Origin of the sequence: Nocardia sp. NPDC059195 (assembly GCF_042754695.1) — a bacterium.
Classification (GTDB): Bacteria; Actinomycetota; Actinomycetes; order Mycobacteriales; family Mycobacteriaceae; genus Nocardia.
On sequence record NZ_JBHZBG010000005.1, the window covers coordinates 75,232 to 87,426 of the forward strand.

14 protein-coding genes are annotated in these 12,195 nt (G+C 66.9%); 7 read left to right on the plus strand and 7 right to left on the minus strand.

The features are described from left to right. The first annotated feature begins 223 nt into the window (after positions 1-223). The 6 genes from ACFXKN_RS09285 (at position 224) to ACFXKN_RS09310 (ending at position 4,604) form a co-directional block, all read left to right on the plus strand. Positions 224-850, plus strand: coding sequence for a tetratricopeptide repeat protein (locus ACFXKN_RS09285; protein ID WP_379432831.1), 627 nt, complete (start codon positions 224-226; stop codon positions 848-850). A gap of 484 nt (positions 851-1,334) precedes the next feature. Next, a complete protein-coding gene (locus ACFXKN_RS09290) occupies positions 1,335-1,682 on the plus strand; it encodes a hypothetical protein (protein ID WP_379432832.1) in 348 nt (115 codons plus the stop codon). Then, on the plus strand, positions 1,679-2,611 hold the full coding sequence (locus tag ACFXKN_RS09295) for a hypothetical protein (protein WP_379432833.1): 933 nt from the start codon (positions 1,679-1,681) through the stop codon (positions 2,609-2,611). The genes ACFXKN_RS09290 and ACFXKN_RS09295 overlap by 4 nt, the downstream gene beginning before the upstream one ends. Beyond that, positions 2,608-3,111 (plus strand): roadblock/LC7 domain-containing protein, encoded by a 504-nt coding sequence (locus ACFXKN_RS09300; protein ID WP_379432834.1) that lies wholly within the window; start codon positions 2,608-2,610, stop codon positions 3,109-3,111. The genes ACFXKN_RS09295 and ACFXKN_RS09300 overlap by 4 nt, the downstream gene beginning before the upstream one ends. A gap of 10 nt (positions 3,112-3,121) precedes the next feature. Continuing rightward, the gene (locus ACFXKN_RS09305; protein ID WP_378947075.1) at positions 3,122-3,493 is read left to right on the plus strand and encodes a hypothetical protein; all 372 of its coding nucleotides are present in this window, start codon (positions 3,122-3,124) and stop codon (positions 3,491-3,493) included. 211 nt (positions 3,494-3,704) lie between these two features. Beyond that, the gene (locus tag ACFXKN_RS09310) at positions 3,705-4,604 is read left to right on the plus strand and encodes a cutinase family protein (protein WP_379432835.1); all 900 of its coding nucleotides are present in this window, start codon (positions 3,705-3,707) and stop codon (positions 4,602-4,604) included. Between the two features lie 66 nt (positions 4,605-4,670). Here ACFXKN_RS09310 and ACFXKN_RS09315 read toward each other — a convergent pair whose 3' ends face one another. The 3 genes from ACFXKN_RS09315 to lysX all read right to left on the minus strand — a co-directional run bounded on the left by ACFXKN_RS09315 (position 4,671) and on the right by lysX (position 9,178). Beyond that, a complete protein-coding gene (locus ACFXKN_RS09315; RefSeq protein ID WP_378947069.1) occupies positions 4,671-5,291 on the minus strand; it encodes a histidine phosphatase family protein in 621 nt (206 codons plus the stop codon). 99 nt (positions 5,292-5,390) lie between these two features. Next, positions 5,391-5,708, minus strand: a complete 318-nt coding sequence (locus ACFXKN_RS09320; RefSeq protein WP_378947066.1) for a hypothetical protein — start codon at positions 5,706-5,708, stop codon at positions 5,391-5,393. 161 nt (positions 5,709-5,869) lie between these two features. Next, complete coding sequence (gene lysX / locus ACFXKN_RS09325; RefSeq protein ID WP_378947063.1) at positions 5,870-9,178, minus strand: bifunctional lysylphosphatidylglycerol synthetase/lysine--tRNA ligase LysX; 3,309 nt, start codon at positions 9,176-9,178, stop codon at positions 5,870-5,872. Positions 9,179-9,299: 121 nt separating this feature from the next. Here lysX and ACFXKN_RS09330 point away from each other — a divergent pair, with 121 nt between their 5' ends. After that, on the plus strand, positions 9,300-9,518 hold the full coding sequence (locus ACFXKN_RS09330; protein ID WP_378947059.1) for an RNA-binding S4 domain-containing protein: 219 nt from the start codon (positions 9,300-9,302) through the stop codon (positions 9,516-9,518). Positions 9,519-9,640: 122 nt separating this feature from the next. On the opposite strand, the gene rraA is transcribed toward ACFXKN_RS09330, so the two are convergent. The 4 genes from rraA to ACFXKN_RS09350 form a co-directional block, all read right to left on the minus strand. Beyond that, complete coding sequence (gene rraA / locus ACFXKN_RS09335) at positions 9,641-10,129, minus strand: ribonuclease E activity regulator RraA (protein ID WP_378947056.1); 489 nt, start codon at positions 10,127-10,129, stop codon at positions 9,641-9,643. Positions 10,130-10,194: 65 nt separating this feature from the next. Further along, positions 10,195-10,653, minus strand: coding sequence for an SRPBCC family protein (locus ACFXKN_RS09340; RefSeq protein ID WP_378947053.1), 459 nt, complete (start codon positions 10,651-10,653; stop codon positions 10,195-10,197). A gap of 66 nt (positions 10,654-10,719) precedes the next feature. Next, positions 10,720-11,664, minus strand: coding sequence for a copper resistance D family protein (locus ACFXKN_RS09345; RefSeq protein ID WP_378947050.1), 945 nt, complete (start codon positions 11,662-11,664; stop codon positions 10,720-10,722). A 6-nt stretch (positions 11,665-11,670) separates the two neighbouring features. Beyond that, positions 11,671-12,186 carry a copper resistance protein CopC gene (locus ACFXKN_RS09350; RefSeq protein WP_378948181.1) on the minus strand — a complete coding sequence of 172 codons (516 nt, stop codon included), beginning with the start codon at positions 12,184-12,186 and terminating at the stop codon, positions 11,671-11,673. Positions 12,187-12,195: the final 9 nt, after the last annotated feature.

A 12,195-nucleotide genomic window follows, 5' to 3' on the forward strand; every position in this document is an offset into this window, starting at 1 on the left:
AGTCCGCGGGCGTCCTTTTTTGTCATTCCCCCCACACCAGAGCCGCACTCGGGCGAATCCGGCCGAGTTGCCGGACACCTGCGGGTTTGCGGGACATGTGCGTAGGGGGGTGAACGGAGAAGGGGTGCAAGGGGTTCGGTGCGTGGGCAAACGACGTGGCTGATCTTCCCTGCAGCGCATAGACTTTCCGTGTCGAGGTGTACGGGAGATCCGAGGGGGAGCTGTGCCGTTGCCGCCGGAAGCGTTGGCGAACCTGCGCCGCGCCGCAGAGCGTGGTGACGGTACCGCTATGCACAACCTCGCCCACTTCTACCATGACCACAGCGATTTCGAGGCTGCCGACCACTGGTTTCGGCGCGCCGCCGCCGCGGGGCACACGCGCTCGATGAACAACCTCGCCGTCCTGCTCGATCAGTTCGGCGAACTCGACGAGGCCGAATCCTGGTACCGCCGTGCGGCGGCCGCGGGCAACTGCAACGCGATGTTCAACCTGGCCACCATGCTCTACCAGTGTGGCGAGGGCCGCGACGCCGAAACCTGGTACCACCACGCCGCGATGGCGGGCCACGTCGACGCCATGTACAACCTCGCCCGCCTGTTCGAAGACCAGCACCGCCTCGACGATGCCGAAGCCTGGTACGGCGAGGCCGCCGACCACGGCGATATCGACGCCGTCAACAACCTCGGCATCCTGCTGCGCCGGCGCGGCGCCACCACCGAGGCCCGCCGCTGCTTCCGTCGCGCGGCCGACCTCGGCCATCCCCGCGCCATGGCCAACCTCGCGGCCCTGCTGGAATCCCAAGGCGCCCACCGCGAAGCGGAAACCTGGTACCGCCGCGCCGCAGGCTGACCAGAGCTGACGAGTACTCGTCCCGGGCGCGCTTCCTCGACGGCACCGGGACCGGTAAACGCCGTATGTCTCTACCCAAAGGGGCCCGCCCCGATCTGGACTGACCGGAGGGTGCGACGAAGGAGTGCCCGGAGGGAGGGAAGATCGGGGCCTCAGGGGCCCCGCTCGAGCGCGCCAGCGCTCCAAAAACACAGCGAAGTCTGCGAAGACGCTGATTCGGATATTCGCGCGATGATCGCTGGCTACCGGAATAGGCGAGTGATCACCTGTTATAGCGGTATGCAGCGAATGGGCGTCAAGGTTACTGAAAAGTAGTGATACCGAGCGGTTTTCCAGCAACCATCAGCAAACATTTTGTGCGGCAGCAATTTTCCGGCGCTCGAGATGCGAAGAATAGCCGAGAGGTATAACGTCACGTTTCGATCAATAGTCGATGACGGTCGGGGGCTCGGTGAATTCGCTTGATGGGTGTCTGAAACGCATCATGGATATTCCCGGGGCGCGCAGTGTGACGCTGGTGGACGGGGCGAGCGGGTTGGCTGTCGCCGGTGCCGGGGAGCATCAGGGCGTCGACGAGCACGAAGACGCGGCGGGGACCACCGATGTGGTGCGGGCCGCGCTCGGGTGCCGGGCACTGGGGAGTGCCGATGACGATCTCACCGAGATCGTAGTGTGCCGGACCAGCGGGTTTCACCTCTTACATCTGGTCGACGGTGACTTCGACGGCAGGTTGTTCATGCATGTCGTATTCGACGGCGGCACCGGAAATCTCGGGATGGCGCGCTATCAACTCAGGTCGGCACTGGAAGAACTGACGGGCGGGGATCGATGAGTGTCGCGCTCGCCGATGCATTGCATCGGCTCGGCGAAGAAGGCTCGACCGGGGTACTTCGCGCCGGCGATGGCGAATTCCATTTGGTCCGTGGCACTATCGCTTCGGTCGGTTGCGGACGCACCATCGGACTCGACCGACTGGTGGTCGAAGCGGGCGTAGCAACGGCGGAGGATTGGCGCCGCGCGGGCGCCGGTGACCCGGGCGGGCTCCTGGGCCGACCGCAACTGGAAACCCTTGCGCTGCTGTCGGTTTTCGACGCTGCCTACTTTTTGCTGGCTTCCGCGGGCGAGCCGGAATTCCGCCCGGCACCCGAACATTGGCTGGCCCCGGTCTGCCACATCGCCCCGCGCGCACTTGTGCACGAATGCGAACGCCGCAACGACAACGAGCACGGTCCGTGGTCGGCCGACCTCGTCACCAAGGTCGCGGTGGTACCGGCCCGCCGCATCCGGCGAAACCAGGTGGTACTCACCGGAAGTCAGGCCGAAATACTCGCCGCCGCCGACACCCGCCGCAGTATCGCCGAAATCGCGCGCGATCTGGGCCGCACCACCTACGGCTGCCTCGTCGCCGTCCGCGACCTGACCACAGCGGGCCTGATCGAGACACCGGAGCCCGTCTGGACCGAACAACCACAGCGCGGGCGCCACCTCGCCCTCGCGCCGGATTTGGCCGACCACCGAACCTCGACACCGTCGACAACATCCGTGCCCGCGCTGCCCAAACGCATTCCCGGCAGCGCGGGACCGACCCGTCCCCAACTGGAGACAGGTGCACGACAGGGCAGGCACGCGATCGACGAGGAAGCGACCGCGACCGCCCGACACCGCGGAAATCGCGCCGGCACAGCGGAACCCGAACGCTGGCAACAGGTCGACCGCGAAACACTCATCCGGCTCAGGGCGGCGTTGGAGGAGCTTGCGTGACCGTGCGGAAGAAACTGCTCGGTGAATGGAGGGGAAGGTTGACCAAGGTGCCGATGACCGCGCCCGAACCCAGGGCGTCCGAACACAGAGCGCCCGAACACTACCCGGCTGTGCAGGCCGAGCTGAAGTCGTTGCGCGAGCGGCTACCTCAGCTCACCGGGGCACTGGTGGCGTCCAGCGACGGACTGCTCATCGAACACGACCTGCCCTCCCATCTCGAACCCGCGGGCCTGGCCGCGCTGTCGGCCGCGCAGTTGTCGCTGTCGTATCGGCTGGCGCACACCGCGCACGGCGGCGGTTTCAGCGAGGTCGTCGTGCACGGCACGGAGGGGCAGGTGGTGATCTACGCCGCCGGCTACACCTCGCTGACCGTGCTCGCCGGATCAGAAGTGAACCTCGGCCGGCTCCATCTGGAGTCGCGACCGGTAGCTCGCGCCATCGCCGGCCATCTGGCGGCGGCGCACTCGCCTGGGAACGACCAGGTGAAGATCGACGAATGAAAGGCAGAACATGTCGAATATGGATCTGGCTCTGAAGGACATGATGGTGATCGAAGGCGCGGTCGGCGCCGCGATCGTCGACTACAACAGCGGGATGGCGCTCGGAATGCTCAGCAGCAGCAAGGCGCTCGACTTGCAGGTCGCCGCGGCGGGCAACACCGAGGTGGTGCGGGCGAAGATGCGCACCATCGAGCAGCTCGGCCTCAACGAGGAGATCGAGGACATCCTCATCACCCTCGGCTCGCAGTACCACGTGATCCGCCCGATGACGGGGCGTAAGTCCAAAGGGCTGTTCCTCTACCTCGCCCTCGATCGCGGCCGGGCCAATCTGGCGCTGGCGCGGCACAAGCTCAAGGGCATCGAAGAAGACCTGGAGGTGTGAGTTACGCGAACGGGGGGCGGGTCGGCGGTGTCGTGCCGCCGACATCTCGTCACTCCAGTGCGTGCACCCGGTGGAAACGGTCACAAGATCGAGAGGTCGTGTGGCGCGGGATCACTAGTACGCCTATTGTGATTCGCGGCGAGGTCTGGGGCCATAACGTCCGTAATCGGGGTTGCTCTCACATCGACGAGCAAGGGTGAACTGGAGCGGTATGCAGTTGAAGAAGGTTGTCGCGGCTCTGGGAGCGTCCGCGGCAATGATGTCCGGAATTGTTGTCGGCAGCACGAGCGCCAGCGCGGCGCCTGCCTGCCCGAGCCTGTATGTGGTTGCCATTCCCGGCACCTGGGAAACCGGCCACGAGAAGGAACCCGGCCCCGGCATGCTCGCCGGTGTCACCAGAGGACTACCGGGGAACACCGACGTCGACTACGTCACCTATGCCGCCACCGCGTTCCCCTGGGAGGGCGATGTCTACGGCAATTCCAAGAAGGAAGCGGTCGATGCCGCTCGCGGACTGATCAGCGCGAAGCTGGCTTCCTGCGGTAACACCAAGGCCGCCCTCGTCGGCTACAGCCAGGGTGCCGACGCCGCAGGCGATCTCGCCGCCGAGATCGGCACCGGCATCAGCCCGATCGCGCAGGACCGGATCGCCGCCGTCGGCCTCATCTCCGATCCCCGTCGCTCGCCGACCGATATCCAGGTGGGCCCGCATGCCACGGGCGCGGGTGCCGGTGGCGCTCGGCCGGGCGGGTTCGGCTGGCTCAGTGATCGCACGCGCACGATCTGCGCGGTCGACGATCTGTACTGCGCCACCGCCAATGATGATTTCGTGACGCGGTTCGCGGGATTCCTCGCTCAGAGTTCGGATGCGAACCCGGCCAACCTGTGGCGCTACCAGCTCGAGGCCGGGGCGATCATGAACGACCTGATGTCGGCCGGTGGATTCCCGACGCTGGGGGCGCAGCTCACGGATGCGGCCAACCAGCAGCGGGCCAAGGATCTGGAGCAGTTCTACCGCTCGCAGGCGCACACCCTGTACGGCAGTTACTCGGTGGGTGGCGGGCAGACCGCTATCAGCTGGATGCACAACTGGATCGCTCAGCAGGCCTGAGTAGGTTCGTGAGAGCCCGGTATCGCTTCGGCGGTGCCGGGCTTTTTTGTACTCGCCGAACAGCTGTCATGGTGTGGATCGGGAAAGCGACCTCGGCAGCAGGTTCCAGACGTGGCCGTTCTCGTTGATGGTGGCGGCTGTGCGGGTGCCGGTGCGGGAGTACAGGATTCGGGTGATCGAGCAGTAGTCGATGGGGAAGGTGAGGGGGCGGGGGAGGCCGAGGATGTCGGCCAGCAGGACGTTGACTACGCCGCCGTGGGCGAAGGCTACGACGGTGTCCGCGGGTGCTGTGGTGGCCACGAGGCGCTCGACCGCGGCCAATACTCGCGCGGTGAACGCCGGGCCGTCGATCTGGTCGGGGAGGTGGCCGGCCTTGATGCGGGCGTAGGCGTCGGCGAGCTCGGTTTTCGCGTCTTCGATGGGGATGTAGGCGGGCAGGTCGCGGTCGTATTCGGCCAGGTCGTCGATGACGTCGACGGGCAGGTCGCGGGCGGTCGCGGTGGGGAATGCGGTGTCGCGGGCGCGGCGCTGGGGGCTGCTGACTATGCGGGTGATGTCGTGCGCGGCGAGCGCGGCGGGGACGCGGTCGGCTTGGAGTTTGCCGATCGCGGTGAGGCCGGGGTCCGCGGCGGCGGTGTCACCGACTACGCGTTCGGGTTGGGCATGACGCACGAGTATCAGCTGCACGCTCACACTCTGCCGTATCCGCACCAGCGGGAACAGCCCGAGGACCCGCGGGATCGCCTCGTCGAGGCGAGGGGTATCCCCGCGAGTCCTCCGGTCAGCTCAGGACTGGCCGTAAGGCGGCTGCCCGTACGGCGGCTGACCACCCTGCGGGCCGTTGAACGGCGGCTGACCACCGTTGTACGGCGGCTGGTCGTCCTTCTTCTTGTTCTTGAGCAGGTAGATGCCACCGACGATGAGCACCACGATGACCAGGCAGCAGATGCCGCCGATGATCAGGAAGCTGCTGTTCTTCTTTTTCTTCTTCGCCGCGAGTTCCATCGCGGTGTTGACCGCGTCCGAACTCGCCAGGGTGTCGAAGCTGCTGGTGAGCATGTGCGGATCGACGAGTGCGGCCGTGGTCAGCAAGTCCAGATACATGTAATCCCCATCCGATGTGTTGTGGCCCGACATCCTCCCGGTGCCGGAACTCCGAGACTAGCCGTCTCGCTGCGGCTTTCGGTACGAAAGCCTTACGCGCGCCAGGCGGAGTAACTATTGATCGCGAACGCGTCGCGATCCGTATACATCTGTACCCGTTCTCACCGCGGTTTCACCAAGGGGAACGGAAGTGTCTCGCGGATGCTGCGTCCGGTGATCAACATGACCACCCGGTCCACGCCCATTCCGAGGCCGCCGGTGGGCGGCATCGCGTGTTCGAGTGCGGTCAGGAAGTCCTCGTCGAGTTCCATCGCCTCCGGGTCGCCGCCCGCGGCCAGCATCGACTGCTCGGTGAGTCGGCGCCGCTGTTCCACCGGGTCGGTGAGTTCGCTGTAGGCAGTACCCAATTCGACGCCCCAGGCCACCAGATCCCAGCGCTCGGTCACCCCGGCGATGCTGCGGTGTGAGCGGGTGAGCGGCGAGACCGAGGTGGGGAAGTCCAGGTAGAAGGTGGGGTAGGTGGTTTGCGATTCCACCAGGTGCTCATACATTTCCAGCACCACCTGGCCCGCGTCCCAACCGTGTTGGTAGGCCACGCCCGCCTCGTCGCACAGTTCGCGCAGCCGGGCCAGTTCGGTGCGCGCGGTCACCTCGGTGCCGATCGCCTCGGAGACCGCGCCGTGCACGGTCTTGACCCGCCACTCGCCGGAGATGTCGACGGTGTCGTATCCGCCGTCGTCGTTGGGGCGTAACGCCACCTCGGCCCCATTGGCGGCCATCGCCGCGTGCTGGATCAGCCGACGGCACAGGTGCATCATCTGCAGGTAATCGCTATGGGCCTCATAGGCTTCCAGGATCGTGAACTCGGGATTGTGGCTGAAGTCGACGCCTTCGTTGCGGAAGGTCCGGCCGATCTCGAACACCTTCTCCATGCCACCGACGCACAGCCGTTTGAGGTACAGCTCGGGAGCGATGCGCAGGTAGAGGTCGAGATCGTAGGCATTGATGTGAGTGCGGAACGGGGTCGCGTTGGCACCGCCGTGCACCTGTTGCAGGATCGGCGTCTCCACCTCGAGAAAGCCCCAGACAAAGAGGGAATCGCGCAGCGAATGCAGTACCGCGCTGCGCTTGGCCATCACCTCGCGCGTCTCGGGATTGATCGCCATGTCCACATAGCGCTGCCGGACCTTGGCCTCCTGATCGGCCAGCCCACGCCACTTGTCGGGCAGTGGATGCAGGCACTTGCCGTTCATCCGCCAGTCCTGCGCGAGCAGCGAGAGCTCACCGTTGCGGCTGGTGCCGATCTGCCCGCTCACCTCGATGAGATCGCCGAGGTCGAAGAATTCGGTGAACTCGTTGCTGCGATCGGCGCCGACCCGCTCGCGATCGATCACCAACTGGATCTCGCCGGTCCAATCGCGCATCAACGCGAAGATCACGCCACCGTAGTCGCGAATCCGCAAGAGCCTGCCCGCGATGCGCACCGTGGTGCCCTTGGGGCAGCGCCTCGCCGCGGCGATGTCGTGGGTCGGCGGGTAGGCAACCGGATAGGGGTCGATGCCGGCCGCGGTGAGCCGGTCGAGTTTGTCCAGGCGCACCCGCACCTGCTCGGGCCTGCGCGGACCCTGCTCGGCGTCGTCGCCCTCGGGTGCTTCCGGCGGGCTGCCGTCGGCGTGCAGGCCGGTGACGGTCGCGGGAACAGCCGACTTCGTGCCGGTGTGCACGCCCGCGTCGGGCGCCTTGCCGATGCGCGGCAGGAAACCTTCGGCCAGCCCGCTCGCCGTGGCCACCCGCGGCAGCTGCCTGCGTTCCTCGAACAGGAAGAACCGCGGCACCCAGCGCGGGTGGTACTTCACATTCGACCGGTACAGCGCCTCGAGCTGCCACCAGCGCGAGAAGAACAGCAGCACACCGCGCCAGGCCCGCAGGATCGGACCGGCGCCGATCCGGCCGCCCTCCTCGAACACCGAACGGAACACCGCGAAGTTCAGCGACACCTTGGTGATGCCGTACTGGTCGGAGTTCAGGGCGAGCTGCGAGATCATCAGCTCCATCACGCCGTTCGGGCTCTGCGGGTCGCGGCGCATCAGCTCGAGCGAGACGCCGGTGCGCCCCCACGGGACGAGCGAGAGCATGGCGTGCACGCGGTCATCGTGATCGACGGCCTCGACCAGCAGGCAGTCACCGTCGAGTGGATCGCCCAGGCGGCCGAGCGCCATCGAGAAGCCCCGCTCGGTCTCGGTGTCGCGCCAGGCATCCGCGCGGGCCACGATTTCGGCGAATTCGGCGGCGGGGATGTCGCGGTGCCTGCGCACCCGCACGCCGAAACCGTTCTTGCGCAATCGGTTCGCTGCCTGCCGAACCTGCTTCATCTCCGGGCCTGCCAGCGAGAACGTGCGGGTATCGAGGATCGCCTCGTCGCCCAGCCGCAGCGCCGACAGTCCCGCCTTGCGGTACGCGGTGGCACCGACCTCGCTCGCGCCCATCACCGCGGGCTGCCAGCCGAACCGGTCGGCTTGCTCGAGCCACGCCTGAATTGCCTGCGGCCAGGCCTGTTTCGCGCCGATCGGATCGCCACTGGCCAGGCACACACCCAATTCGACGCGATAGGTGATCCCCGCCTTGCCGTTCGGCGCGAACACCACCGCCTTGTCGCGGCGGGTCGCGAAGTAGCCGAGCGAGTCCTCCACATCGCTGCTCGCCAGCAGCCCGCGGATGGCCGACTCGTCCAGACCGGTCATCGCGTTGTCGGCGCGTTGCGAGCGCAGCAGCACGATCACCGCGGCCAGCAGCGCGAGGGCGCCGAACAGGCCGAGCAGGAAGTTCACCCAGGCCCGCGGATGCCCGTCGAAATGCTCGTTGTTCACCAGCACGGCCGCGGTGACCCGATATACCGCCCACAGCGGACGCTGCACGCCCGCGGGCAGCGAACCGGGGAACAGCTCGACCAGTCCCCAGCCGAGCAGGCAGCCGAGCGCGAGCCCGGACACCAGCACGCCGAGCGCCTTCCACAGCGCGCCGGGCCGAACCCGGGTGTAGAACTCCTTACGCGCGGCCAGCAGTATCCCGATTACCACCACCTGCACGATGAAGGCGACCAGCGCGTCGACATCGTCTTCGGCGAAGAACTCCAGGATGTTGGCCACCGCGTACAGCAGCAGGTACGCGACCAGCAGCCACCAGGCGATCCGCTTGCGGGCCGCGGTCGCCCCGGCGAGCAGGCCGACCACCAACGCCCACACCAGGCTGGTGTCGGGGGCGTCGAAGTAGTAGGTGTCGACATAGTGCCGCGGCACCTGGGTGAGGATCCGCAGGCTGGGCGAGAGGCTCCACAGGAACAACAGCACCGCGAACACACCGAGAACCAACCCGGCGATGTGCGGTACCTCGGATAACCGGCCGTGCGCGCGATGGGGCACCGGCGTGCGGTCCTCGACGGTTGGGTGCTGCTCGGCCTGTGTGGGAGTCACCGATCCAGTGTGCGTCCAAACGCGCCGGATCCATACGGCGGTGACCGCGGCGTGTTCGTCACCGGCCGCAACGCCGGGGCCGGTGGTGTCCGGTTTCGCGCGACGGGGTAAGTATTAGTGCATGTCGGAACCAGTTGATGTGCCGATCGATGACGTTGTCATCCGGCTCGGGCAATTCCTGAAACTGGCCAACCTGATCGATTCGGGTTCCGAGGCCAAGACGGTGATCGCGCAGGGGTTGGTGCGCGTCAACGACGAAGTGGAGTTACGCCGGGGCAGGCAGCTCGAGATCGGCGATGTTGTTGTGCTCGCGGGGAACAAGGTACGGGTGTCTCAGTAGATGGCGGCTGGCGCCGCTGGTTCTCGGCGCTTAACTCCGCCTCTTCCCTCCCTACGGGCACTCCTTCGTCGCACCCTTCGGTCAGTCCAGAGGCGGAGGCGCGCCGAGAACCTCCGGGGCGCTCAGTCCTCGGCGCGTACGACCACGCCGTCGGAGTCGCTGTAGAGCATCTCGCCGGGGATGAAGGTGATGCCGCCGAATTCGACGGGGACGTCCTGCTCGCCGCTGCCGGTTTGGGTGCTCTTGCGGGGGTTGGTGCCGAGCGCCTTGACTCCGATGTCGAGGGTGCGCAGGATCGCGGAGTCGCGTACGGCGCCGTTGACGATCACGCCGGCCCAGCCGTTGTCCACGCCACGGCCGGCGATGATGTCGCCCACCAGTGCGGTGTGCACGCTCGCGCCGCCGTCGACGACGAGCACCTTGCCCTCGCCCGGCCCGCTCAGGGTCTGCTTGACCAGCAGGTTGTCCTGGAAGCAGCGGATCGTGGTGATCCGGCCCGCGAATTCGGCGTGGCCGCCGAACTGGATGAACTGCGTATCGCAGCTACGAATCTCGGGGCCGATCTCGTCGGCCAGATCGGCGGTGGCCACAACATTCGCTGATTCGGTCATGATCAGATTGTGTCAGGCCCGCCCGGACGCGCCATTCGTAGGTTCTCGGCGGTGCGCTCGACCTGTCAGGCCTGCTGTTCGCGGTAGGACTTCTCGATCTCGTTGATGAGGGCGTCGGTGGTGTGCTTGACCGCGATCTTCACGAACGGCTCGATTGTCTTGCCGAGCATCTTGCCCGCGATGCCGCCACCGACGGAGTAGTCGATGACCGCGTCGACCGTGCAGGTGTCCGCGCTCTTGGGGATGAACTTGAAGGTCGCGACGATCTCGAAGCCCTTGATCGACTTGGTGGCGATCAACCGGCCCTCTTCCCAGCCGACGACCTCGATGCGGGAGGTCAGCGACGCGGGGCCCAGTTTCATCTTCCCGTCGAACTTCGCGCCGATGCCATCGGTCTGCGCGGTGACAGGAGTGAAGGACTCGATGCCGTACCAGAATTTCGGCAGGTTGCGGTAGTCGTTCATGAAGGCGAACGCCGCCTCGGCGGGCGCGGCGCCACCCTCAACAATCCTCACTTCGGTCATAACGATCACTCTAATCGGTGCCTATCGGCGTCGAATGGCACTCGATCCCGAACGTGACCGAGGTGACTATGCGGTGACGGCCAGCGTCGCTGCCAGGCCGAACGCCACCGCCATCACCAGCACCTCGGCTGCCGCGTTGCGCAGGGAGATCTCGGCGGTGACGCGGTGATCGGCGGCCTTGCGGACCCAGGTTCGGCGCCACCACCAGCCCAGTGCGACGAGGCCGCACGCGATGGTGAGCTTCGCCAGCAGGATTCGTCCGTAGCCGCTCGTCAACAGCCCGGTGATGCCGCCGAGTCGCACCACCCCGTTGACCAGGCCGGTGAGCGCGACGACGCACACCAGGGGTGCGGCGAACGTGGAGTAGCGGGGCAGGGTCGCGGCCCATTCGCCGCGGGTGCGCAGGACCAGGACCATGGCCAGCAGCAGGCCGAGCCAGCAGGCGGCGGCCAGTGCGTGGATGGCGGCCAGTACCGAACCGAACATCTGCTGGGACATGTGCCCGGTGATCGGCCGCAGCGACAGCGCGACCGCCGCGAACACGAGCACCAGATCGGCCGACGCGGTATCGGGCCGACGGAAGGCCAGCGCCGCGTAGCAGGCGATCGCGCCGGTGCAGAACAGGATCGCGATGCCGATCTGACCGCCGCTGAGCCTGCCGAGGAAGGTGATGAAGTCGCTCGCGCCGAGCTGGGCCACAGGGACACCGACGATCTCGGCGGCCTCGCACACCAGCACGGTGAACTCCGCGGCGAACCAGATACCGGCGAGGGCGGCCAGTGGTCGCCAGGTGACCGTCAGCCGGTCGTTGAGCCGTGGCAGCGCGGCGAGGCCGATCACGACCGCGCCCGCGCAGTCGGCGAGCACACGCGCGAGCGCCACCCACGCGAACCCGCCGGATCGGCGCAATATCAAGGCCAGCGCCACCCCGACGAGCGCGGCGACGACGACCGGCACCAGGACACGCCACTGCCGCAGCGCGGCGCCGGGTGCCCGGCGACCGGTCGTCATCGTCGATTACTTCTTGCGACCGGATCGGCCGCCGAGCAACGCCACCGCGAGGCCGGCGCCGAACAGCACCACGCCGCCGACGATGAACACCCACACGGGCACACCGCCGTCGCCGCCGCCGTCGGCCTTGTCCTCACCCGGGCGCGGGCCCGGCGTACCGGTGCCTGCCTTGCTCAGCGTGAAAGTCCTTGTCCCGCTGACAGGGTGACCGTCAGCTGAGGTGACCCGGAACGCGATCGTGTACTCACCGACCGGCCCGAGCTCACCCACTTCCACACTGACACTTCGCCCTTCGACCAGCGCCTTGCCTTTGGACCACAGCCTGCCGTCCGGACCGACCACGGTCAGTGACGGAAAGTTCTGCTGCAGTTCCTCATTGAAGGTAACGCTGACCCGCGCTGGTCCGGCCTCGATGGTCGAACCGTTCTCGGGAACGCTGCTCACCGCGCCGGAATGCGCACTCGCCGTGCCGGCCGCGGCGAACGCGCAGGCGAAGAGCACGGCGAACAGCGCGACGAGCATCCGCCGGGG

What these genes read in the sequence shown, in the direction of transcription:
- ACFXKN_RS09310 (WP_379432835.1), top strand. Translation starts at nt 3,705, where the DNA reads ATGCAGTTGAAGAAGGTTGTCGCGGCTCTGGGAGCGTCCGCGGCAATG.
- ACFXKN_RS09295 (WP_379432833.1), top strand. Translation starts at nt 1,679, where the DNA reads ATGAGTGTCGCGCTCGCCGATGCATTGCATCGGCTCGGCGAAGAAGGC.
- ACFXKN_RS09330 (WP_378947059.1), top strand. Translation starts at nt 9,300, where the DNA reads ATGTCGGAACCAGTTGATGTGCCGATCGATGACGTTGTCATCCGGCTC.
- rraA (WP_378947056.1), bottom strand. Translation starts at nt 10,129, where the DNA reads ATGACCGAATCAGCGAATGTTGTGGCCACCGCCGATCTGGCCGACGAG.
- ACFXKN_RS09350 (WP_378948181.1), bottom strand. Translation starts at nt 12,186, where the DNA reads ATGCTCGTCGCGCTGTTCGCCGTGCTCTTCGCCTGCGCGTTCGCCGCG.
- ACFXKN_RS09320 (WP_378947066.1), bottom strand. Translation starts at nt 5,708, where the DNA reads ATGTATCTGGACTTGCTGACCACGGCCGCACTCGTCGATCCGCACATG.
- ACFXKN_RS09340 (WP_378947053.1), bottom strand. Translation starts at nt 10,653, where the DNA reads ATGACCGAAGTGAGGATTGTTGAGGGTGGCGCCGCGCCCGCCGAGGCG.
- ACFXKN_RS09290 (WP_379432832.1), top strand. Translation starts at nt 1,335, where the DNA reads ATGGATATTCCCGGGGCGCGCAGTGTGACGCTGGTGGACGGGGCGAGC.
- ACFXKN_RS09305 (WP_378947075.1), top strand. Translation starts at nt 3,122, where the DNA reads ATGTCGAATATGGATCTGGCTCTGAAGGACATGATGGTGATCGAAGGC.
- ACFXKN_RS09345 (WP_378947050.1), bottom strand. Translation starts at nt 11,664, where the DNA reads ATGACGACCGGTCGCCGGGCACCCGGCGCCGCGCTGCGGCAGTGGCGT.